General features: G+C 66.3%; 21 protein-coding genes. 13 read left to right on the plus strand and 8 right to left on the minus strand.

Features of this window, described 5'->3' with window-relative positions:
- Positions 1-41: 41 nt before the first annotated feature.
- Positions 42-935, minus strand: a complete 894-nt coding sequence (locus tag V2L18_RS02690; protein ID WP_336176257.1) for a LysR family transcriptional regulator — start codon at positions 933-935, stop codon at positions 42-44.
- A gap of 113 nt (positions 936-1,048) precedes the next feature.
- Between V2L18_RS02690 and V2L18_RS02695 the strand changes: the two genes are divergently transcribed.
- Positions 1,049-1,798 (plus strand): SDR family oxidoreductase, encoded by a 750-nt coding sequence (locus tag V2L18_RS02695; protein WP_336176258.1) that lies wholly within the window; start codon positions 1,049-1,051, stop codon positions 1,796-1,798.
- A 102-nt stretch (positions 1,799-1,900) separates the two neighbouring features.
- Here the strand turns inward: V2L18_RS02695 and yghU are convergent, their stop codons facing one another.
- A complete protein-coding gene (gene yghU / locus V2L18_RS02700) occupies positions 1,901-2,779 on the minus strand; it encodes a glutathione-dependent disulfide-bond oxidoreductase (protein ID WP_336176259.1) in 879 nt (292 codons plus the stop codon).
- Between the two features lie 290 nt (positions 2,780-3,069).
- Between yghU and V2L18_RS02705 the strand changes: the two genes are divergently transcribed.
- The 3 genes from V2L18_RS02705 (at position 3,070) to V2L18_RS02715 (ending at position 6,472) form a co-directional block, all read left to right on the plus strand.
- A complete protein-coding gene (locus V2L18_RS02705; protein ID WP_336176260.1) occupies positions 3,070-3,660 on the plus strand; it encodes a TetR/AcrR family transcriptional regulator in 591 nt (196 codons plus the stop codon).
- The gene (locus tag V2L18_RS02710) at positions 3,657-4,646 is read left to right on the plus strand and encodes an EamA family transporter (RefSeq protein WP_336176261.1); all 990 of its coding nucleotides are present in this window, start codon (positions 3,657-3,659) and stop codon (positions 4,644-4,646) included. Before V2L18_RS02705 ends, V2L18_RS02710 begins: the two co-directional genes overlap by 4 nt.
- A 383-nt stretch (positions 4,647-5,029) precedes the next feature.
- Entirely contained in the window at positions 5,030-6,472 is a 1,443-nt protein-coding gene (locus V2L18_RS02715) for a DegQ family serine endoprotease (protein WP_336176262.1), read from the plus strand.
- Between the two features lie 392 nt (positions 6,473-6,864).
- On the opposite strand, the gene V2L18_RS02720 is transcribed toward V2L18_RS02715, so the two are convergent.
- Both V2L18_RS02720 and msrB read right to left on the minus strand, forming a co-directional pair.
- Positions 6,865-7,857, minus strand: a complete 993-nt coding sequence (locus V2L18_RS02720; protein ID WP_336176263.1) for an RluA family pseudouridine synthase — start codon at positions 7,855-7,857, stop codon at positions 6,865-6,867.
- An 81-nt stretch (positions 7,858-7,938) separates the two neighbouring features.
- Positions 7,939-8,451, minus strand: coding sequence for a peptide-methionine (R)-S-oxide reductase MsrB (gene msrB, locus V2L18_RS02725; protein ID WP_336176264.1), 513 nt, complete (start codon positions 8,449-8,451; stop codon positions 7,939-7,941).
- A 461-nt stretch (positions 8,452-8,912) separates the two neighbouring features.
- On the opposite strand from msrB, the gene V2L18_RS02730 reads away from it, so the two are divergent.
- From V2L18_RS02730 to crcB, 5 genes are all read left to right on the plus strand, one after another.
- Complete coding sequence (locus V2L18_RS02730; RefSeq protein ID WP_336176265.1) at positions 8,913-11,354, plus strand: patatin-like protein; 2,442 nt, start codon at positions 8,913-8,915, stop codon at positions 11,352-11,354.
- Positions 11,355-11,592: 238 nt separating this feature from the next.
- On the plus strand, positions 11,593-11,895 hold the full coding sequence (locus V2L18_RS02735; RefSeq protein WP_336176266.1) for a GIY-YIG nuclease family protein: 303 nt from the start codon (positions 11,593-11,595) through the stop codon (positions 11,893-11,895).
- A 418-nt stretch (positions 11,896-12,313) separates the two neighbouring features.
- Positions 12,314-13,165: a sterol desaturase family protein gene (locus V2L18_RS02740; RefSeq protein ID WP_336176267.1), complete on the plus strand. Its 852-nt coding sequence runs from the start codon at positions 12,314-12,316 to the stop codon at positions 13,163-13,165.
- Entirely contained in the window at positions 13,158-13,967 is an 810-nt protein-coding gene (locus tag V2L18_RS02745) for a sterol desaturase family protein (protein ID WP_336176268.1), read from the plus strand. The genes V2L18_RS02740 and V2L18_RS02745 overlap by 8 nt, the downstream gene beginning before the upstream one ends.
- 21 nt (positions 13,968-13,988) lie before the next feature.
- Complete coding sequence (gene crcB, locus V2L18_RS02750; protein ID WP_336176269.1) at positions 13,989-14,369, plus strand: fluoride efflux transporter CrcB; 381 nt, start codon at positions 13,989-13,991, stop codon at positions 14,367-14,369.
- A 201-nt stretch (positions 14,370-14,570) separates the two neighbouring features.
- On the opposite strand, the gene V2L18_RS02755 is transcribed toward crcB, so the two are convergent.
- Together V2L18_RS02755 and V2L18_RS02760 are read right to left on the minus strand one after the other, a co-directional pair.
- Entirely contained in the window at positions 14,571-15,881 is a 1,311-nt protein-coding gene (locus V2L18_RS02755) for a replication-associated recombination protein A (RefSeq protein ID WP_336176270.1), read from the minus strand.
- Between the two features lie 103 nt (positions 15,882-15,984).
- Positions 15,985-16,146 (minus strand): hypothetical protein, encoded by a 162-nt coding sequence (locus V2L18_RS02760; protein ID WP_336176271.1) that lies wholly within the window; start codon positions 16,144-16,146, stop codon positions 15,985-15,987.
- Between the two features lie 313 nt (positions 16,147-16,459).
- Between V2L18_RS02760 and V2L18_RS02765 the strand changes: the two genes are divergently transcribed.
- Both V2L18_RS02765 and V2L18_RS02770 read left to right on the plus strand, forming a co-directional pair.
- Positions 16,460-16,849, plus strand: coding sequence for a hypothetical protein (locus tag V2L18_RS02765; protein ID WP_336176272.1), 390 nt, complete (start codon positions 16,460-16,462; stop codon positions 16,847-16,849).
- 55 nt (positions 16,850-16,904) lie between these two features.
- Positions 16,905-19,100, plus strand: coding sequence for a pyrroloquinoline quinone-dependent dehydrogenase (locus V2L18_RS02770; protein WP_336176273.1), 2,196 nt, complete (start codon positions 16,905-16,907; stop codon positions 19,098-19,100).
- A gap of 845 nt (positions 19,101-19,945) precedes the next feature.
- On the opposite strand, the gene V2L18_RS02775 is transcribed toward V2L18_RS02770, so the two are convergent.
- Complete coding sequence (locus tag V2L18_RS02775) at positions 19,946-20,155, minus strand: cold-shock protein (protein ID WP_336176274.1); 210 nt, start codon at positions 20,153-20,155, stop codon at positions 19,946-19,948.
- Positions 20,156-20,455: 300 nt separating this feature from the next.
- Between V2L18_RS02775 and V2L18_RS02780 the strand changes: the two genes are divergently transcribed.
- Positions 20,456-21,139, plus strand: coding sequence for an HAD-IA family hydrolase (locus V2L18_RS02780; protein ID WP_336176275.1), 684 nt, complete (start codon positions 20,456-20,458; stop codon positions 21,137-21,139).
- Positions 21,136-21,933, plus strand: a complete 798-nt coding sequence (locus V2L18_RS02785; protein ID WP_336176276.1) for an ATP12 family protein — start codon at positions 21,136-21,138, stop codon at positions 21,931-21,933. Before V2L18_RS02780 ends, V2L18_RS02785 begins: the two co-directional genes overlap by 4 nt.
- Before the next feature lie 31 nt (positions 21,934-21,964).
- On the opposite strand, the gene V2L18_RS02790 is transcribed toward V2L18_RS02785, so the two are convergent.
- Complete coding sequence (locus V2L18_RS02790; RefSeq protein WP_336176277.1) at positions 21,965-22,696, minus strand: proteasome-type protease; 732 nt, start codon at positions 22,694-22,696, stop codon at positions 21,965-21,967.
- Positions 22,697-22,769 lie beyond the last annotated feature (73 nt).

Genomic DNA, 22,769 nt, shown 5'->3' on the forward strand with positions numbered 1-22,769 from the left:
TTTTCGTTGCATGCCGCCCCGTCGCTGTGGCGTGGGGCGACCTAAAGTCCAGAAGCGGCAAAGAGGTCAGTTGCCCAGTCGAGAAAGACGCGCAGGCGCGGGGCGAGCTGGCGGCCGCGCGGGTAAAGCGCGGAAAGCGGCATGGGGCGCGGCCTGTAGGCGGCCAGCACCTCCACCAGCCGCCCTGCGGCGATATCGGCGGCAAAGCGATAGCCGGGGGCCTGTGCGAGCCCGAAGCCGAGACGCGCAAGCTCGGCAACCGTATCGGAATTGTTGGCGCTCACCCGCGAGCGCAGGCGCATCTCGCGGATCGTTGCGCCGTCTGTGAATTCCAGCGGCATGACCTCGCCGGTGCGCGAGGACAGAAATCCCACCATCTGATGACCGTCGAGATCGTCGAGCCGTTCGGGTGTGCCGAAGCGGTCAAGGTAGCCCGGGCTTGCCACCGTGATTTCCGTAAGCTCGCCAAGCGGGCGCAGCATCAGGTCACTGTCGACGGGATCGCCTGCGCGGATCGCACAATCGATGCCTTCGCGCACGAGATCGACCAGCCGGTCGCTCTGGCCGAACTGGATGTCGAGCCGGGGATAACGCTCCAGGAAGGCCGGCAGGTGCGGCAGCATCACCGTACGCGTGAGCAGGGCCGGGGCATCGATGCGCAGCCGGCCGCGCGGGTCGGCATCACGCAACACCGCTTCCGCGTCCTCCATGTCGGCCAGGATCGCCACGCAGCGTTCGTAGAAGGCCTGCCCGTCCGGCGTCGGTGCGACGTGCCGGGTTGTGCGCTCGAGAAGACGCGCGCCGAGCCGCCGCTCCAGCCGGCGCAGGGCCTCGGTGGCGGTGGAACGGGGCAGATTCAGGTCGGCAGCGGCTGCGGTGAAGCTGCCGCGCTCCACCACCCGCACGAAAAGGCGCAGGGCATCGAGATGGTCCATGTCGCCATTATTCGTCCATGCCGAACAGTATTGGCAAGAGCAGAGGGATTATTCCGGTTGGCTGATGGCTTATCTCCGGGCTCACCAGTCGGTTAACCGGAAAGGAGATCCCCATGCCAGATATCAACGGCAACGCCCCGCGCACCGCCATCGTCACCGGGTCATCCAAGGGCATCGGCGCGGCGATCGCCCGTCGTCTTGCCGCCGACGGGTTCGCGGTGACCGTCAACTACGCCCGCAACGGCACGGCGGCGGAGGCGGTGGTCGCCCAGATCGAGGCCGCCGGCGGTCGCGCCATCGCGGTCAGGGCGGATATCGCCGATCCCGCTGCGATGCCCGCGCTTTTCGACGCCACGGAGGCCGCCTTCGGCCCCGTCGGGGTTCTCGTCAACAATGCGGGCATCATGGCGCTTGCTCCGGTAGCGGAAGTCGAGGATGCGGATTTCGAACGTCAGGTGGCGGTCAATCTCGGCGGGGTCTTCCGCGGCATGCGGGAGGCCGCGCGCCGGCTCGCCGATGGCGGCCGCATCGTCAGCTTCTCCTCTTCCGTGGTCGGCCTCTATCAACCGGGCTACGGCGTCTATGCCGCGACGAAGGCCGGCGTGGAGGCCCTGACGCATGTTCTTGCCAAGGAGCTCGGACCGCGCGGCATCACGGTCAATGCGGTGGCGCCGGGGCCGGTGGCGACGGATCTCTTCCTCGCCGGCAAGCCGGACGCACTCGTCGACAGCATTCGCAAGATGAACCCCTTCGGCCGTCTCGGCGCACCGGAGGATATCGCCCGCGTCGTCGCCTTTCTTGCGGGCCCCGACGGGGCCTGGGTCAGCGGCCAGACGATCCGCGCCAATGGCGGCGTGGTCTGAACATGCGGGAACGGATGGCCGCGCCGCCGCGCCCATCGGCCCGAATAACAAGGGCGGCCACGGAGGCCGCCCTTTCGCATTTTCATATCAGTCGGCCGTCCGCTATTGCGCGGCCTCCAGCTTGTCTTGCGTCTTCGTGTCGAAGTCGGAGGCGTCGTGGCGCTCGCGCAGTTGTCCGGCCGGGGCGCCGGAGGTGCGGTTGACCATGCGGCCGCGCTTGACCGCGGGGCGTGCGTAGATCTCGTCGGCCCAGCGCAGGACATTTTTGTAGCTCGCCGCGTCGATGAATTCGGCCGCCTCGTAGAGCCAGCCCTTCACCAGACCGCCGTACCACGGGAAGATCGCGATATCGGCGATGGTGTAATCCTCGCCGGCGATGAACCGGCTTTCGGCAAGCCGCCGGTCGAGCACATCGAGCTGACGCTTGGTCTCCATTGTGAAGCGGTTGATCGGGTACTCGTATTTCTCCGGCGCGTAGGCATAGAAATGGCCGAAGCCGCCGCCGACATAGGGCGCCGAGCCCATCTGCCAGAACAGCCACGAAAGGCATTCCGCGCGCTTCGCCGGATCGTCCTGCGGCACGAAGGCGCCGAACTTCTCCGCCAGATAAAGCAGGATCGCGCCCGATTCGAACACGCGGATGGGCGTCTCTCCGCTGCGATCCATCAGGGCGGGGATCTTGGAATTGGGGTTCACGTCGACGAAGCCGGAGCCGAACTGGTCGCCGTCGCCAATATTGATGAGCCAGGCGTCGTATTCCGCGCCCGTGTGGCCGGCCGCCAGCAGCTCCTCCAGAAGGATGGTGACCTTCTGCCCGTTAGGGGTGGCCAGCGAATAGAGCTGCAGCGGGTGCTTGCCGACGGAAAGCGCCTTCTCGTGGGTGGGGCCGGCGACGGGACGGTTGATGGAGGCGAACTTGCCGCCGCTTTCCTTGTCCTGGGTCCAGACCCTGGGCGGCGTGTAGGAGGCGTTGTCTGTCATGTGAGCCTTGCTCCGGCTTTTTGGAAACAAAATCTGGCGGGCGGGCGGGCTGCCCGTGTCACCGGGTAACATGCAACTCAAGGGACGCATTGCAAGCCCACAGGGCTTCATGAGCATGCGAACGGGGCCAGAGCGAACGCGACCTGCTCCCCCTCGGCCGGAGGCGTACCGCGATGCCTGCCAGCGCGGCGATTCCCGAAAGCGATTGACAATCCCCGCGGATTGGGTAGACCGGTCTACCTAGTCCGGTGCAAACCTTGCGTCAGTCCGCATTTGCGGGGGGAGGTGTCATGAGCGGGATCGAGGAAACCGGCGGGGCCAGCGCACGCGAAAAGCTGCTGCAGGCCGCCGCCCAGCTTTTCTACAATGACGGTATTGCCGCGACGGGTATCGACGCGATCACCCATCGCGCGGGCGTCGCTAAGCAGAGCCTTTACAACAATTTCGCCTCCAAGGCGGATCTGGTCGCCGCCTATATCGATGCGCGCCACGCCGAATGGCTCGATCTCTATGCCGCGCGCGAGGCGACCGCCCATGACGCGAAGGAAAAAATCCTCGCCGTCTTCGATGCCTACGAGGATCACGCGGAATTCGCCTACGAGCGCGGCTTTCGCGGCTGCGGCCTGCTGAATGCGGCGGCCGAGCTGACCGCCGACGATGCAGGCCGTGCGGCCGTGCGGCGTCACAAGCTCGATGTGGATGTCATCCTCAAGACCCAGCTTGGTGTGCTTCTGCCCGACCAGCCGGACCGTGTGCCGGTGCTTGCCGAGCACTTCGCCTATCTGGTGGAGGGCGCGATGGCGCGGGCCGGGCTCGATGGCAATGGCGAGCGGGTACGCCATGCCCGCGCGATCGCCGTCGACATGCTGGAGGCCCTGTGAGCGCCTCCGAAACGCGTGCACCGCGCTCCGGTGTCACCCCCGATCTCGCTCCGGATCTGGCCCCCGACCTTGCGGGCGTCGGTTTCGTTCTTTTCGCCTCGCTCGCCTGGGGCACGACAGGCACGGCGGCAAGTTTTGCGCCGGGTGTTCCTGCCGTGGCCATCGGGGCGGCGGCCATGGGCATCGGCGGCCTGCTTCAGGCGCTCCTGGCGTTTTCCTCCATCCGTGCCTGTCGCGGGGCATTGCGGCGGCAGCGGCTCAATCTGGTGCTTGGCGCGCTCGGCGTCGCGATCTATCCGCTCGCCTTCTACGCCTCCATGCGGCTTGCCGGCGTCGCGGTCGGCACCGTCATCTCGCTCGGTTCCGCGCCGCTGCTTTCCGCCCTCATCGAGAACCGGCTCGAAGGCCGCCGCCTGACGCTGCGCTGGGCATCGGGGGCCGCCATCGGGCTTGCCGGCATCGCGCTTTTGTCGATGGGCGGGGGCGCTCACGTGGAGACGGGCGGCAACGTCGTGGCGGGGGCGTTGCTGGGGTTTGTCGCCGGCGGCACCTACGCGCTCTATTCCTGGACGGCGCGGCGGATGATGAACGACGGCATTCCGGCGCGTGCGACGATGGGGGCGACCTTCGGGCTCGGCGGCCTTCTGCTGATGCCGGTGCTTGCCGCCACCGGCGCGCCGTTTCTCGACAGCGCGATCAATTTCTCCGTCGGCGCCTACATGGCACTGGTGCCGATGTTCCTGGGCTATGTCGCCTTCGGGCAGGGCCTTTCGCGCATCTCCGCCAGCATGGCGACGACCATCACGCTGTTTGAACCGGTCGTGGCGGCGATCCTCGCTGTGATCGTCGTCGGCGAACGCCTGCCGGCCGCAAGCTGGCTAGGCGTCGCGCTGATCGTTCTGTGTCTGGTGTGGACGACAGCCCCGCTGCCGGGACGGCGGGGAAGGCTGGCGGGGTCGGGGCCCGGTTTTCGCACCCGGCGCTGAACTGGTCCCATTCGTCGGGTCCTTGCGATTTGCCCGATCTCTCCAGTGTCATCCCGGACGCGATGCGGTGCGCAGTACCGCTTCGCAGAACCGGGATGACGCCGGAGAGTTCAGGTCATGAAGCACATGCCCCGACAGGATATCGGCCCCGACCGGCAATCCGTGCCGTGAGGTCGGGTCGCGACAAGTGGCGCGTCCGGCAAAAATGCTGATCTCGTCCGAGGCCGACCGATGTCGTGTGTGCCCGCCTAAACCTTAAATTTCCTCCATCTTTCGTCTCTGCCATACCCTGCCGCATTCGCATCGCATATCGTTGACCCGACACTATCTGAATACCCGCGCGCGCCGTTCAGCGCGGAACAAGAAAATCGGAACCATCGAAGATGCAGAAAAACCGAACAGGAACGCTTAGGCGGGCGACCGCCGCCTTCTCCCTCATCCTCTCCCTCGCCGTGCTGGCGCCGTTCGCGCCCAAGGCTCATGCCGAGAGTGCCGTTCCCCAGTCGGCCGCCCAGATCAAGCTCTCGTTTGCCCCCATCGTGAAGGAGGCTGCGCCGGCGGTGGTCAATGTCTATGCCCGCCGCGTCGTCGCCCAGCGCCAGGTCTCGCCGTTCTTCAACGATCCATTCTTCCGCCGTTTCTTCGGCGATCAGGGCGGCTTCGGCGCGCCGCGCCAGCGGGTGGAACGCTCGCTCGGCTCCGGTGTGATCATCTCCGCCGACGGCATCATCATCACCAACCACCACGTCATCAAGGATGCCGACGAAGTGCGCGTGGCGCTTTCCGACCGGCGCGAGTTCGATTGCGACATCGTGCTCGATGATGAGCGCACCGATCTCGCCGTCCTCAAGATCAAGGACGGAACCGGCGACTTCCCGCACCTGAAGTTCGGCGACAGCGACAAGCTTGAGGTTGGCGATATCGTGCTCGCCATCGGCAATCCCTTTGGCGTCGGCCAGACGGTGACGCAGGGCATCGTCTCGGCGGTCGCGCGCACCCATGTGGGCGTGTCCGACTACCAGTTTTTCATCCAGACCGATGCCTCCATCAACCCGGGCAATTCCGGCGGCGCGCTGGTCGACATGTCGGGCAATCTGGTCGGCATCAACTCCGCCATCTATTCGCGCTCCGGCGGCTCCAACGGCATCGGCTTCGCCATTCCCGTCAACATGGTGAAGCTGATCGCAGAAGCGGCAAAGCACGGCGGCAAGGTGCGCCGGCCGTGGATCGGCGCGTCGATGCAGGCGGTTACCGCCGACATCGCGGAAGGAATGGGCCTCGACCGGCCGCGCGGCGTTCTGGTCACCCGCATCGCCAAGGGCTCGCCCGCTGCAAAGGCCGGGCTCAAGGTCGGTGATCTGGTGCTCGCGGTGGACGGCACGCAGGTGGAGGATCCGAACGCCTTCGGCTACCGGCTTGCCACCAAGAAGCTCGGCGGCAAGGCGGAGCTTGACGTCATGTCGGACGGGCGCGAGCACATGCTGTCCATCGCGCTTGAAGCCGCGCCCGAGACGGTGCCGCGCGACACCCGCGAGATCGGCGGGCGCTCGCCGTTCACCGGGGCGACCGTCGAAAACCTCTCGCCGGCGGTGGCGGAAGAGCTGTCGCTGCCGAGCGATGAGGAAGGCGTGGTCGTCAAGACGGTTGCCCCCGGCTCTCCGGCCGAGCGCGTCGGGCTGCAGGCCGGCGACATCATCGCTTCGGTCAATCAGGAAGCGGTGAAATCCACCCGCGGCCTCGCCTCCATCGCGGGCACCGAGCCCTATGTCTGGCGCGTCGAGGTCTCCCGCGACGGCCGCACCCTGCGCTTTGCAGTCAGGGGGTAGGGGGCTTCAGGGTTTGACGGAAGCGGAGGGAGGGGGATTGCCCCTCATGTCCCTCCGCCGTCATTGCCCGGCACCCGCTTTTGCGGGCGCAGGCTCCGTCCGGGCAATCCACCGTCAGCCGCGGCATTTGGGGCCCGCGCTGGATCACCCGGACTTCGCCGGGTGATGACGATGGATGGGTATGAGAACCACAGGCACAATTGTCATCCCCGCGCAGGCGGGGATCCAGTAACCACAGGATCTTTTTACAGAATTGAATAGCAACCCTCGTGGGATGCTGGATTCCGGCCTGCGCGGGGATGACAGTCAGAAGCAGGCAACGCGCATTTCGGGTGAGACATCGAGGACCTGTGCAGTGCCATCTCGAAGTCTGACGAGCGCGTTGCTCCCGCTCAGATCTCTTCCTCGTCATCCTCCGGGTCGTAGTCGGAAGTATCGAAGCCGAGCAGGTTCCATGACTGCTGCATGTGCGGCGGCAGGGGTGCGGTGACGTCGAGCTTCCCGCCGCGGGTCGGGTGCGGGATGATGATGCGCCGGGCCAGAAGGTGCAGCTTTTTCTGCATCCCGCCGGGCAGTTCCCAGTTCTCGATGTCGAAGTATTTCGGGTCGCCGATGATCGGATGGCCGATATGGGCGGTGTGGGCGCGCAGCTGGTGGGTGCGGCCGGTCACCGGCTTCAGGCTCAGCCAGGCGAGGTTCTGGCCGGCATTGTCGACCACCGAATAGTAGGTCATGGCGTGCTGGGCGTCGTCGTCGCCGTGGTGGGCAATCGCCATTTTCTCGCTCTTTTCCTCACGCGCGAGGAAGGTCGAGATCTTGCCCTGGCGCGGCTTGGGAACACCCTTGACCAGCGCCCAGTAAACCTTGCGCGCGGAACGCGAGCGGAAGGCCTTCGTCAAGGCTTGTGCGGACTTGCGCGACTTGGCGACGACGAGGCAGCCGGCGGTGTCCTTGTCGAGGCGGTGGACGAGGCGGGGCTTGTCGCCGGACTTGTCCGCGAAGGCGCCCAGCATGCCGTCGATGTGGCGGCGCGTTCCCGAACCGCCCTGAACGGCGAGCCCGGCCGGCTTGTTCAGCACCATCAAGTCCTTGTCCTCATAGAGGATCATCGCCTCGATTGCCGCGCGGTCGTCGTTGGAGACCTTTTTCGGCGCCTGTTTCTCGATCTTCTTGGGGTCGACTCCGAGCGGCGGGATGCGGATCTGCTGGCCCGCCGCAACGCGCGTGTCAGTCTTCGCGCGGCCGCCGTCGACGCGGACCTGACCGGTGCGGACGAGCTTCTGCAACTGGCCGAAGCCGAGGCCGGGGAAATGGCTCTTGAACCACCGGTCAAGGCGCATTCCGGCCTCGTCGGATGTCACGGTGCGGGTTTCGATGCCGCTCATTTTTCGCGCTTTCGCTGGCGTGGATATGTCGCGCCTTATAGCGTCAGCGGAGCGGGAATGCCATTCCCGCCGAGGCGAAAATCACGAAACGCCGGAGGGCTTGAACGTCATCGCCACGCCGTTGATGCAATGGCGCTTTCCGGTGGGGGCGGGGCCGTCGTCGAAGACGTGGCCGAGGTGGCCGCCGCAGCGCGAGCAGTGCTCCTCCGTGCGGGGAAAGATCAGCATGTAATCCTTCTTGAAGCCGACCGCATCGGGCAGGGTGCGGGTGAAGCTCGGCCAGCCGGTGCCGCTGTCGAACTTGTCCTTGGAGGAGAAAACCGCCTGATCGCATCCGGCGCAATGGAAGATGCCCTCGCGCTTCTCGTCGTTGAGCGGCGAGGAGAAGGCACGCTCCGTATCCTCCTGGCGCAGCACCGCAAACTGCTGCGGCGTCAACAGCTTGCGCCATTCCTCCTCCGTGTGCGTGACCTCGAAGTCGCCGCTCGTCTTGGCGTTCACCCGAAAATAGGCGCCGCCCGCGAGGCCGCCGGCAAGCACCACGGCAGAGCCTGCGAAGAGCATCGTCCGTCGGCTGATCGTCGCGTTCGCCATGTCGTCCTCCTTGCAGTGTGCGGGCGGGGACAAGTCGCCCCCGCCGATACGATACATAGCGGGCCGGGGCGGCAAGATCACTGGCCGGGGAGCGTGCGAGGGGTCACAAGGCGGGCTCCGGCCAACAACTTGTCTTGATCGGGCCGTGAGGGGGGGACAAGTGGCAAACGGGGGCGCAAGGCTCCCAAACTGGCGGAAATGCGTTTTGAATCGTCAGTTGAATTTCTTCGAATTTCCTCGAATTCGGTTCGAATTTCTCGAATCTACGAATGAAATGCGAAAGCCGCGGATTTATCCCCGGTTCCTTCCTTGCGGGGCCTTTCTCCGGTCGGAAAGACTTGTGCAAGGATGTCGTCGGACAATGCTCTCCCGAACGACGGAGAGGCCCGGCGATGGGGGGGGGGGGGGACGGGCATCCTCATTCCCTCCGCGTCGCGCCCCCAACTGGCAGGAACCGCTTCATGAAGGAGATCGAGCTGCGGCTGGCGCTGGTACTCTACGGCGGCGTGTCGCTGGCGATCTACATGCACGGGGTCTCGCGCGAGGTGCTGGCGATGGTGCGGGCTTCCAGCAGGGCGCGCGGCGTCCGGGAGGAGGCCGACGACGGGCCCCGTGTCGGGACCGGTCCGTCGCGGGTTCCCTCCCCGGTGGAGGCGGCTTGGCGGAGGGTCTTCGATGCGCTCGCCGAGACAGTGGAACTGCGCGTGGTGGTGGATGCGATCTCCGGGGCGTCGGCCGGCGGGGTCAACGGAATCATGTTGGCGCGCGCGCTTGCCCACGACCTGCCGCTCGACGACCACCGCGCCCTGTGGCTGGAGAACGCCGACGTCACCCGGCTCGCCAAGCCGCAGGACGGGCTCACCCGCTATTTCAAGCGCACCGTCTCGCCCGTCATCGACCGGCTGGTCGCCTCCGCGCTGAAAAGCCAGATCGACGATCCCGAAACCCGCGAGAAGCTGCGCGCCTTCGTGCAGTCGCGCTGGTTCACGCCGCCCTTTTCGGGCGAGAACTTCGCCGGCTGGATGCTGGATGCCTGCGCGGCCATGGATGCGCACTGGCGCGAGGGCGCGAGCCTGCTGCCGCTCGGCCAGCGGCTCGACCTCTTCGTCACGCTCACCGACTTTCACGGCCAGCGGCGCAAGATCCTGCTGGAAAATCGCGACGGACTTGAGGAGAAGGAGCACCGCCGCATCCTGCATTTCCGCGCGCTCCACCGCACGAGCCGGATCGACAGCGACATGGGACGGCTGAACGCGCCGGACATGGTTTTCGCCGCGCGTGCGACCGCATCCTTTCCCGGCGCCTTTCCGCCCGCCACGGTGGCCGAGATGGACGGACTTCTGGCGGAGCGCGGCGATGCCTGGCCCGAGCGCGAGCGGTTCCTGCGCCAGAACCTCGGCATCGATCCGGACGATCCGATCCCGCCCGTCTTCGTTGACGGGTCGGTTGTGATGAACAAGCCGTTCGGCCCCGTCCTCGACGCGATCAGCGACCGCCCGGCCATGCGCGAGGTCGTGCGCCGGCTGATCTATGTCGATCCGATGCCGGAAATCGAGCGGCGTCCGGTTGATCGTGAGACGGTGCCCGGCTTCTTCCGCATCATCCTGGCCTCGCTGTCGCAGATCCCGCGCAACGAGCCGATCGGCGACGATCTGGCGGATCTTGAGGACCGCAACCGCCGGGCGCGGCATCTGGGCGATCTGATCGCCGCGACGGATCCGCTGGTGGAGGAGGAGGTGGCCGCGATCCTCAGCCGCGAGGGCGACGACGCGCCGACCGTGCAGCGCCTGCGCGCCTGCCGGCAGGAGGCGAATGCGGAAGCGCACCGGCAGGCGGGCTTCATGCATCTGCCCTACCTGAAGCTCAAGCTCGCCTCTCTTTCCCAGCGGCTTGCGCGGCTGATCTCCCATCTTGCCGTGGAGGGCGGCGACAAGGAAGCGGAACGGGTGTTGGAACGGGAGATGGAGCGGCGGATTGGCGACTATCTGCACCGGTTGGAGGAGGAGGCGCGCGCGGCCGCGCCTGCCGCCGGCCCGCTGGAGCCACGGGCGGTGCCCAAGCCCGTGGCGGATTTCCTGCGCGGGCTCGATGTCGACTACCGCATCCGCCGCCTGCGCTTCGTCATCCGCCGGCTGAACGATCTCTACCACTGGCCGGAAATGCAGATCTTCGAGCAGTCCTCGGAGATGATGGACGACCTGAAGGCCACCCTTTACGACCAGATCGACCGGCTGGCGCGTTACTGGCGGGCGGAAAACCACGACGAGGCGACGCGGCTCGCCGCGCGGGTGCTGGCGGGCAGCCCGGCCGACGACCACGAGATGCTGAAGAGCTTTCTCGACGGGCTGACACGCACCATGTCGCTTGGCGAGATCGACCGGCTGCACGACGACATCTTCTCGGTAATGAACTTCGCCTTCATCGCCGCCCCGCTGCGCCGGCGGCTGACCGGCGCCTATATCGGCTTCGCCTTCTACGATCTCGTGACCTTCCCGGTGATGCAGCGCCGGGAATTTTCGGAGGTGAACGAGGTTCTGGTGGACCGCATTTCGGCGACCGATCCCGGCGCGCTCAACGACGGGCCGATCAAGCTCAAGGGCGCCGCGCTGTCGCTGTTCGGCGCCTTCTTCAACCGCTCCTGGCGAGAGCACGACTATCTCTGGGGCCGGCTCAATGCCGCCGATACGCTGCTTTCCATCGTGCTGGCGGCGGTGGGCGAACGGCTGCCGGCAGGGCTGGATCAGGAGGGGCTGCGCGCCGGGATCTTCGAGGCGATCGTGGAAGAGGAGGCGGCGCATCTGACGGCCGATCCGGAACTGATCGGTTCCGTGCGCGAGAGGATCGAGGCGCGCTACGGACCACGGGCGCCGGCCGCCGGTCTGGGCATGGTTCGATCGCGGTGAGTTTTATGGAAGGAGCGTGCGAGGGGAGTGGCGGTTTTCCCGCGTGCCCTCATGCTCTCGATTGTCATTCCCGCGAAGGCGGGAAACCAGCATTCCAGAGGCGTTTGCGGTTCATGCGCTGCGGCGTGGTCCTGTGGTTGCTGGATCCCCGCCTTCGCGGGGATGACAATCGAATGGGGGGTAGGCATTGTGCTCGAACGTCGGAGACTGGTTTTCGTATGGTCGCAGGAGTGTGCATGTGCTGTCGCATGCCTACTATGTGTATCTGCTCGCAAGTGGCGCCGGTGGCACACTGTATATCGGCGTGACCAATGATCTCGTCCGCCGGATCTCGGAACATCGCGACGGGCTGATCCCCGGCTTTACGAGCCGATATGGCGTCGCGCGGCTCGTTTATTACGAGCAGTTCGAGGACATCAACGAAGCGATCCTGCGCGAAAAGCAGATGAAGAAGTGGAATCGGGCCTGGAAGATCCGGTTGATCGAGGAGAACAATCCGGATTGGCATGATCTCGGACCCGGCGTCCTGATGGACCGTTGATTTTCTCGGTGGGTACTTCCCATTCGGTGTCATTCCCGCGCAGGCGGGAATCCAACATTCCAGAGGCGTTTGCGGTTTATGTGCTGCGGCGTGGTCCTGTGGTTGCTGGATCCCCGCCTTCGCGGGGATGACAATCGAATGGGGGGGGGATCTGGCGGCAATTCGGGCTGCTCCCGGTTGGCTCCAATGCTTCCGGTGTCATCCCGGGCGCGCTGCAACGTGCAACGTTGCTGCGCAGCCGCCGTCTCGAACGATGGGCTGCAACGCAAGAACCCGCATCGGCTTTCGTCCGGCCGTGAATTGCTCTAGGTTGCGCTTTCTGATCCGGGGCCGGTCCGGATCCGGTCGCGGAGCGGGCGATGTCGGGGCGCTGGGCAGGGCGCGGCGGTGCCTGCCGGCCGGCGATCCGGCGCTTTTCATGATGATCGGAATGGGGATTGCCGTGGCGGCTCCGGGACTGCTTGTCCACTACATGATGCTGTTTCTCGCCGTCTATGCGGTGACGCTGGTCGTCTATTTCGCGACCGGGCTCGCGCTCACCTGGGTCAACCGCCGCCATCCCGATCGCCGCATCCAGCCCCACCGCGACGGCTCCAAGCGCATGCGTCGGGAAATCCGCGCCTCCATGAAGGCGCTCGCCACCTCGTCCGCGCTGATTTCCGCCGGCTTCTTCGCGCAGTTGAACGGCTGGACTATCGCCCCGCTGGAGGCGACCTGGTGGTCGATACCGGGGATGTTCGTCGTCTCCATGGTGCTGTTCGACGCCTGGTTCTACTGGGGCCACCGGCTCTTGCACCTGCCGGCCTTCTACCGCTTTCACGCGCCGCACCATGCCTCCGTCGCTCCCACCGCGTGGAGCAACGACAGTTCCACCACCGTCGATACGCTGATAGAGCACGGCTACTATCTCGTGATCTGGTTTATCCTGCCGATGCCGGCCGCAGCGCTCTTTGCCCAGCGGCTCTACGATCAGGTCTCGGGCATGATCGGGCACGCGGGCTTTGAGTATTTTGCCTCGCCCACCGCGCGCTGGCCCTCGCCGCTGATCTGCACCACCTTTCACGACCTGCACCATTCCGGTTTTCGCTACAATTTCGGCAACTTCTTCTCGCTGTGGGACCGGATGATGGGAACGGTCGATCCGCGCTACGACGCGATGGTGGCGGAATTCGAACGTCCCGCGGCTGGTGGCAACACGAGTGGTGGGAACGGGGCGGACGTGTCGGCGGCGGGCGCCGGCACCGGGAGCGGGGAGAAAGCCCATGGCTGAGTGGCTGACGGGCGGCTGGACAGGCGCCGCAGGCAACCTCTTCCTCGACTTCCTGCCCTGGTGGGCGGCGGTCTATGCGGCGAATGTCTTTCTCTATTTCGTCACCGGCTGGGTTCTGGTCGCCATCCAGAACCGGTACCCGGAACGCCGCATCCAGCAAAACCGGCGCGGCGAGAAGCGGATGCGCAGGGAAATCCGCCAGTCGGTGATCTCGCTGCTGGTGACCGACGGGTGCCTTGCGGGCGGGCTGTTCCTGCAATATCGCGGCTTCACGCTGGTGGAGCCGCTGGCGCTGTCGTGGTGGTCGGTGCCCTTGATGTTCGTCGTCTCCATCGTGGTGTTTGACGCCTGGTTCTACTGGATGCACCGGTTCATGCACACGAAGCTGATGTACCGCTTCCATGCCGAGCATCACCGCTCGGTGGCGCCGACGGTGTGGAGCACCTACAGCGACGATCTGGTCGATGCCTTCGTGATGCAGTGCTATTATCTGTGGGCGCCGCTGGTGATGCCGATCCCCGCGCTGGTGCTGGTCGGCCACCGGCTCTACGACCATTTCAACGGCACGATCGGCCATTCCGGCTTCGAGTTCTGGGCGAGCCCCGCCTCGCGCGCGCCCTCTCCCATGGTCTGCGTCACCTTCCACGACCAGCACCATTCGCGCTTCAGGTACAACTTCGCCAACTTCTTTTCCTTCTGGGATCGGGCGATGGGCACGATCGACCCGAAATACGACGAGGCGGTCAAGGGCTTCGAGCGGCTCGGAGCCCGCAAGGACGGGGCGAGCCCGGCGGCGGAATAAAACGAGCGAAACAGCAGAAGAATGAAACATCTCCTCCTCGTCGCGCTGGGCGGCGGCATCGGCGCGGCGGGCCGGCATCTGGTCGGCCTTTACATGTTGCGCCAGTTCGGCGGCGGCTTTCCCTTCGGCACCCTGACGGTCAACGTGCTCGGCTCGTTCATCATGGGCCTGTTCATCGCGATTCTGGCGCGCCTCGACGGCTCGTTCCAGAGCCTGCGGCTGCTGGTGGCAACCGGCATGCTCGGCGGCTTCACGACGTTCTCGTCGTTCTCGCTGGATTTCGCGACGATCTGGGAGCGCGGCCACATGGAGTTGGCGCTGGGCTACATGGCGATCACGGTCGTCGCCTCCATCGGCGCGCTGTTCGCCGCGTTGTGGCTGGTGCGCGGGATCGCGGGGTAGGGGGGAAGAGCCGTTTGGTGTTGGCGCCCTTGGCTTGTCATTCCCGCGCAGGCGGGAATCCAGCATTCCAGAGGCCTTTCGTTCAGACACACCCGTCGCGTCGACAATCAAACCCTGTGGTTGCTGGATCCCCGCCTGCGCGGGGATGACAGCGAACGCTTGGCAAAGTCGACGGGCAATTTCCCCCTCCCGCAAACCTCCTCACCCCTCGCCGCGTTCGCGCCGGAGCTTCGCCCAGTAGTCCAGCCGCTTGCGGATCTCGCGTTCGAAGCCGCGTTCCACCGGCTCGTAATAGTGCTGGCGGCCGAGCTGTTCGGGGAAATAATCCTGGCCGGAAAAGGCGTCGGGCTCGTCGTGGTCGTAGCGATAGCCCTCGCCGTAGCCTTCCGATTTCATCAGCTTGGTCGGGGCGTTCAGGATGTGGCGTGGCGGCGGCAGGGAGCCGGCCTGCTTGGCCGACCGCATCGCCGACTTGAACGCCTTGTAGACCGCGTTCGATTTCGGCGCGGACGCCAGATAGACGCAGGCCTGCGCCAGCCCCAGTTCGCCCTCCGGGGTGCCCAGTAGCCGATACTGCTCAACGGCCGCGTTGGCGATGACGAGGGCCTGCGGATCGGCAAGGCCGATATCCTCCACCGCCATGCGCACCAGACGGCGGCCGAGAAACAGCGGATCCTCGCCGGCATCGAACATGCGGCAGAGATAGTAGAGCGCGGCGTCCGGGTCCGATCCGCGCACCGACTTGTGCAGCGCAGAGATGAGATTGTAGTGCCCGTCCTGGGACTTGTCGTAGATCGGCGCGCGTCGCTGGACGATCTCCTGTAACTGCGCGGCATCGAAGGTCTCGCCCTCGCCGGCCGCCCGCCACACGTCCTCGGCAAGCGTCAGCGAGGCGCGGCCGTCGCCGTCGGCCATGCGGATCAGCGTTTCGCGCGCCTCCGCATCGAGCGGCAGCGGCCGGCCTTCCAGTTCCTCCGCACGCGCGAGCAACCGTTCGATGCCGGCGGCATCGATGGATTTGAAGCTCATCACATGAGCGCGCGACAGGAGGGCGGCGTTGAGTTCGAAGGACGGGTTCTCGGTGGTGGCGCCGACGAGCGTGACCGTGCCGTCCTCCATCACCGGCAGGAATGAGTCCTGCTGGGCGCGGTTGAAGCGGTGGATCTCGTCGACGAACAGGAGCGTGCCGCGTCCCGACATGCGGCGCATGCGGGCGGCCTCGAACACCTTCTTCAAATCCGCCACGCCGGAAAAGATCGCCGATATCTGCTCGAAGGCGAGATCGGTCTCGCGCGCCAGCAGCCTTGCGACGGTGGTCTTGCCGGTGCCCGGCGGGCCCCAGAAGATCAGCGAGCCGAGCGAGCCGGAGCGCAGCATCCGCGTCAGCGCCCCCTCCGGTCCGACGATGTGGTCCTGGCCGACCACGTCCTCCAGCTTTTCCGGGCGCAGCCGGTCGGCGAGCGGGCGCGGCGCGATAGTGGCCGCGCCGGCGGCAGCGAAAAGATCGCTCATCAGGCATCATCCTTGTCCGTTGCCCAAGGATATAGGCGCCAAGAGGGCCGGCCGACAATGAAATTTCGGGGGAAGAACCGGCCGGATATTCGCGGCCGCACGCTCACCGGGTGAGCGACCAGCCGACCACGACGACGGAGAGTGCGAAACCCGCGGCAACCAGCTTCCAGGCATCCTTGCGCCGCCTGAGCCCCGGCCAGCCGAGCGGCCGGATCACCTGGATGAGGGCGACGAGCACGAAGAAGAGGGCGATGGCCTTGGTCACGATTTCTCCGCGCGTCCGTTTGGGGGGCAGGGCCCAGCCATAGGCGCCGGGGAGGCCGCTGTCCAGCCGCGTGTCGGCGCGGCAATGGCGGAAACGAGAAGATCGTGCGGCGAAATTACGGAACGAAAGGCGCGAGCATACGTTGGCCAGATGACATGAAAGAATTTGCGATGGCCTGCATCTGGAACGCACCGGTCATAGAGAATGCCACTGCGTGATCCCGTCTGATGATCCGCACGAGGGGGGATGCGGGAGGACGTGGACAAGCAGGCCGTCGCTTGCCGCGCCTGGCGGCAGACGAAGGGAGCCTCCGATGACAACTGCAACCTATTCCTCGCACGCCCATGAACACGAACGATCCGCGCACGGGATCGGCTACTGGCTGACCATGGCGCTCGCCGTGGTGCTGCTGGCCTTCGGGCTGGCGATCTTTGCCGGCGGCGTGTGGCTGATTTCGCTGGGTGGGTCTTACTATTACGCGATTGCCGGCGTCGGCCTGCTGCTGACGGCCTATTTCCTGTTCCGCGCCTCCATGGCGGCCTTTTCGGTTTATCTCGTCACCTGGCTCGGCACGCTCGCGTGGGCCTTCTGGGAGGTCGGTTTCGACTGGTGGGCGCAGCTTCCGCGCCTGCTCGCGCCGACCATCGTGCTCCTGCTCGTCGCGGCGACCATTCCGGTTTTGAAGCGCGCCGAGAACGACTGAGCCGACCCGGACAGAAAACCCATTCTTGGAACGACAGCGGAAGGAGCCGTGACCCATGGCATCCAGACACCTCGCGACATTGACACTCGCGCTCGGCCTCGGCTGCGTCAGCGCAGTCCCGGCCGCCCTTGCCCAGCAGACCTCATCCGACCCGGCGCCCGCCGACCCGGCCGCCGGACAATCCACGCTTCCCCCGGTTCCCGCCGACGGCGACGGTGAGCGCCCGGCCGTTGCCCCCGGTGCTGCCCCCGGGGCTGCCAATGAGGGCGGTGCGGAGACGGCCGGTATCGGTACGGATCGCAGCCAGCCGCAGGCCACACAGGCCGTTGGCGACGACTGGCCCTATTATGGCGGCGGGCCGAAGGCGCAGCGCTATTCGCCGCTCGACCAGATCAACACGGGCAATGTCGGCAATCTGGAGCGTGCCTTCGTCTATCGCACCGGCGACATGCCGAGCGAGCGGGCCAAGGGCAAGTATGCCTGGGAGGGCACGCCCTTGAAGGTCGGCCGCTCGCTCTACATGTGCTCGGCCGAAAACATCCTGATCTCCGTGGACGCGACCACCGGCAAGGAGAACTGGCGGTATGATCCGAAGGTCTCCGACGACGCCATTCCCTACAGCGCGAGTTGCCGGGGCGTGGCCTATTACGTCAACCCGCAGGCCGGCGACGACGCCGCCTGCAAGACGCGGATCATCGAGGGCACGCTGGATGCCCGGCTGATCGCAGTGGATGCGAAGACCGGCGAGCCTTGCGAGGATTTCGGCGATAACGGCGCGGTCTCGCTGTGGGACGGCATCGGCAACAAGGTGCCGGGCTGGTATGCGGTGACGGCCCCGCCGGCCATCGTGCGCGGGGTGATCGTCACCGGCGCGCAGGTGAAGGACGGGGAGGCGGAAGATGCGCCCTCCGGTGTCATTCGCGGCTATGACGCGGTGACCGGCAAGCTCGCCTGGGCGTGGGACCTCGCCAACCCGGAGCTGACCGGCGAGCCGGCGGACGGCCAGACCTACACGCGCGGCACGCCCAACATGTGGACGGCGCCGGTGGGCGATGAAAAGCTCGGCCTCGTCTACCTGCCGCTCGGCAATTCCTCCGTCGACTATTACGGCGGCAACCGTTCGGATGCGGAGAACGAGTGGGCGACCTCGCTCGTCGCGCTGGATGTCACCACCGGCAAGCCGGCCTGGCACTTCCAGACCGTCCATTACGACCTGTGGGACTACGATCTGGGCTCGCAGCTGACGCTCGTCGATTTTCCGACCGACAAGGGCAAGGTTCCGGCCGTGATCCTGCCGTCGAAGCAGGGCGATCTCTACATCCTCGACAGGCGCACGGGTGAATCGCTCTTTCCCGTGAAGTCCGTCGATGCGCCCAAGGGCGGGGTGGAGCCGGAGAACCTGTCGCCGACGCAGCCGACCTCCGCCTACCACACGCTTCGCAAGAAGAGGTTGACGGAAAAGGACATGTGGGGCGCGACGCCGCTCGACCAGTTGTGGTGCCGCATCGAGTTTCGCCGCGCGAACTATGACGGCTTCTTCACGCCGCCCAGCGCCGACAAGCCGTGGATCCAGTATCCCGGCTACAATGGCGGCTCGGACTGGGGCAGCGTGTCGGTCGATCCGAAGAACGGCATCCTGATCGCCAACTACAACGACATCCCGAACTACAACCGGCTCATTGCGCGCAAGAAGGCGGACGAGATGGGGCTGAAACCCATCAACGAGCGGGCAAAGGAAGACAACGGCTCCATTCCGGCCAAGGCAGAAGGGGCGGGCGATCCGCAGGCGGGTGCGCCCTATGCCATCGATGTCAACGCGGGTTGGCGCTCAAGCCTGACCGGCATGCCCTGCACCGAGCCGCCCTATGGCGGGATCCGGGCGATCGATCTGGCGACCGGCGAGACGCTTTGGGACGAGCCGCTGGGCGAGGCCCTGCGCAACGGACCCTTCGGCATCGCGAGCCGGCTGCCGCTCACCATCGGCACGCCCAACAATGGCGGACCGCTGACGACGGCGGGCGGGCTCGTCTTCGTGGCGGCGGCCACGGACGATCTGATCCGCGCCATCGACGTCAAGACGGGCGAGGTCGTGTGGCAGGACCAGCTGCCGGCCGGCGGGCAGGCGACGCCGATGACCTATGAGGTCGACGGCCGGCAATATCTCGCCATTTCCGCCGGCGGCCACCACTTCATGGAGACGCCCGTGGGTGACTATCTGGTGGTTTACGCATTGCCGCAGAACGCGAACTAGGGCGGCGGGTTCGGAGCAAGCGGCTTTACCCCCACCCCTGGCCCCTCCCCTCAAGGGGGAGGGGGACGAATGCGGCTCGCTCAGCGCGTCCCGGTCGGGAAATTGTATCGGATTGGGGCTCGCCTTTTTTCCTCATACCCCACCGCCGTCATTGCCCGGCGAAGGAGGCCCATGTGGAGCGAAAAGTCTGCCCCACGGCCCACCTCCCCCTTGAGGGGAGGTCGAACGGCTTCTTCGGCCGTTCGGGTGGGGGTCAAGGCGGCAAGCTCGGAGCAAGCGGCTTTACCCCCACCCCTGGCCCCTCCCCTCAAGGGGGAGGGGGACGAATGCGGCTCGCTCATTGTGTCGCTGTCGGGAAATGGTATCGGATTGGGGGCTCGCCTTTTTTCCCCTCATCCCCCACCGCCGTCATTGCCCGGCTTCGTCCGGGCAATCCACCTCCAGCCGCGGCACCCGGCGCGCGCGCTGGATCACCCGGACGGAGCCTGTGCCCGCGAAAGCGGGTGCCGGGTGATGACGATGGAGGCCCATGTGGAGCGAAAAGTCAGCCCCACGGTCAACCTCCCCCTTGAGGGGAGGTCGTACGGCCTCTTCGGCCGTACGGGTGGGGGTAAGGGCGTCAGGTTCGGAGCAAGCGAGGGTACCCCCACCCCTAACCCCTCCCCTCAAGGGGGAGGGGGACGGATGCGGCACGTCCGGGCCGTCTCGGCAGAGTTCGCAAGTCCAGATCAGGGAATGGAATCCGCCCCACGCCCAGGTGCCACGCCCGTCATCCGGGCACAAAAAAAAGCCGCGACCCGGAGGTCGCGGCTTTCTGCGTTACAGGCCTTGGGCCTGGCGCAAACTCAGGCGAGTTCGATCGTGCTGACGGCGGTCTTGCCGGAGCGGGAATCGACTTCGGTCTCGAAGGAAACCTTGTCGCCTTCGCGCAGATCGGCGATGCCGGCGCGCTCGAGAGCGGTGGCGTGCACGAAAACGTCCTTCGCGCCGTTCTCCGGCTGAATGAAACCATAGCCCTTCTGGCCATTATAGAACTTCACGGTGCCCGTGGTCATAGTCGTAGTCCTTCCAAGACTGGGTGTGCGTTGTCCCGGCACGCAACGCGGTTGCGGACCGTCAAACGCTCTTCTGTCGATTTTTGAAAAAGTCTGAAACGGTAGCGCGCCAGTCGTGGAATGGGCGTTTGCGAGCCAACTTGGCCAAATATCGTGGCGCGCACAGTAGAGGCTTTTGCGTCCCGACACAAGCGCCGTCTGGGTATCCGCGTCGCCGGACGCGCAACTGCGCGCGCCCTTGACCCTGCCATGAAAACCCGCCACATCGGGGCCCCGAGGACCAGAACCGGCACGCGCTCCATGTATCTCATCCTATTCGATTGCGACGGCACGCTCATCGACAGCCAGGACACCATCGTTTCCGGCATGGAGGCGGCGTTTTCCGCTGTGGGGCTGGCGCCGCCGCCGCGCGCGGCGTGCCTCGGCATCGTCGGGCTGTCGCTGGAGGTCGCCATCGACCGGCTGGTCGGCGATGCGGAGCGCCACCTCGTTCAGGAAATGGCGGACGCCTATCGCGCCTCCAAGGTCGCCGAGCGCAAGGCCGGCGGCGGGCAGGACCCGCTCTATCCCGGAGCGCGCGCCGCGATCGAGGCGCTCAATGCGCGCGACGACGTGTTGCTCGGCGTCGCCACCGGTAAAGCCTATCGCGGCGTGGAACACATGGTGGAGGTGCATGGCCTGCACGACCGCTTCGTGACCGTGCAGACCGCCGACCGCGCGCCTTCCAAGCCGCATCCCGGCATGATCCTTCAGGCGATGGAGGAAACGGGCGCGCGGCCGGAAAACACCGTCATGATCGGCGACACGAGCTACGACATGGCCATGGCGAAGAACGCCGGCGTGGCCGGCATCGGCGTTTCCTGGGGCTATCATGCGCGGCCGCTGCTCACCCAGGCGGGCGCCGCCGCCATTCTCGACGAATTCGCCGATCTGGTGCCCGAACTCGGCCGCCGCTTCGGCTGGCACGCGGAGGAAGTCGCATGAGCCGCGATATTTTCGAGATCTCGCAGGACAACGCCGATCAGGACAGCGGCAACCGCGACCCGATGCGCAAGGCGCAGGAGCTGATGCGCCCGGCGCTGCCCAAGCGCTTCTACTCCGACGTTTCGGTGGAGCCGCGCGCGGAGGGGCATGTGGTGCTGCTCGACGGGCGCGCGGTGAAGACGCCGGGCAAGCTGACGCTGGCGTTGCCGCATGGCGGGCTGGCGGAAGCCGTGGCCGAGGAATGGCGGGCGCAGGTCGATGTCATCGATCCGGGCGTCATGCACCTGACGCGGATCGTCAATTCCGGCATCGAGGCGGTGCCGGGCAAGCATGCGGAGGTCTGCGACGCCATCGCGGCCTATGCGGGAACGGACCTCCTGTGCTACCGCGCCGACGGGCCGGAGCGGCTGGTGGAACGCCAGCGCGCGCACTGGGCGCCGGTGCTGGCCTGGGCGGAAACCGAGCTCGGCGCACGGTTCGTGCTGGTGGAGGGCGTGATGCCGGCCGAGCAGCCGGCCGAGGCGCTGGCCGCGATCCGTGCGGCGGTCGGCCGGTTCGGGGCGCTGGAGCTTGCCGCCCTTCACACGGTGACGACGCTGACCGGCTCGGTTCTGCTGGCGCTGGCGCTGGCGGCGGGCCGCATCGATGCGGATCAGGCCTGGGCGGCGGCCCATGTGGACGAGGACTGGAACGTGGAGCTGTGGGGCCAGGACGCAGAGGCCATGCGGCTGCGCGAGAAGAAGCGCGCGGAATTCGATGCGGCCGTTCTGGTGCTGGAGATGCTGGCGCGATAGCGGCGGAGCGAGGGCCGTCCTACGTCGGCCCTCACACGTCGAACGGCGGCAGGTGGGAGAAGGCGTCGCGCAGCGCGTCCGACCAGCCGCTCGACAATTCCCGGAAATAGGGATCGTCCTGCTCGATGCGGGTCTGGCGGTTCACTTCCAGCGTGTCGCGGTTGTAGAGCAGCAGGTCGATCGGCATGCCGACCGACAGGTTGGAGCGCAGCGTTGAATCGAAGGAGATCAGCACCAGCTTCGCCGCGTCGCCCAGCGACATGTCGGCCCGGGTGACCCGGTCGAGGATCGGCTTGCCGTACTTGTGCTCGCCGATCTGGAAGAAGGGGGTGTCCTCGGTCGCCTCGATGAAGTTGCCGGCGGAATAGATCTGGAAGAGGCGCGGGGCCTCGCTGCCGATCTGGCCGCCGAGCAGGAAGGACACGCCGAAATTCTCGCTGTTGGCGGCCAGCGCCTCGCCGTCGATGGCGCGCACGTCACGCACCGCCTGGCCGACGACGCGCGCCACCTGGAACATGGTGGAGGCGTTCATCACCGTGGGCTGCGTCAGCGTCTCGTCGTGGGCGCGCTCGTTGAGCAGCGATACCACCGATTGCGTCACGGCCAGATTGCCGGCCGCGCACATGGCGATGACGCGGTCGCCCTTCTTCTCGAAGATATGCATCTTGCGGAAGGTGGCGATGTTGTCGAGGCCCGCATTGGTGCGGGTATCGGCGGCGAACACCAGGCCACGGTCGAGCCGCAAGGCGACGCAATAGGTCATTTCCGTTCCTCGAAAAGGCCCGCCGGAACCGCATCCCTCACGCCGTTGCGGGCGATGGGGGAGGGGGCGACGG

The sequence above is a fragment of the Breoghania sp. JC706 genome (genome assembly GCF_037026715.1).
GTDB lineage: Bacteria > Pseudomonadota > Alphaproteobacteria > Rhizobiales > Stappiaceae > Breoghania.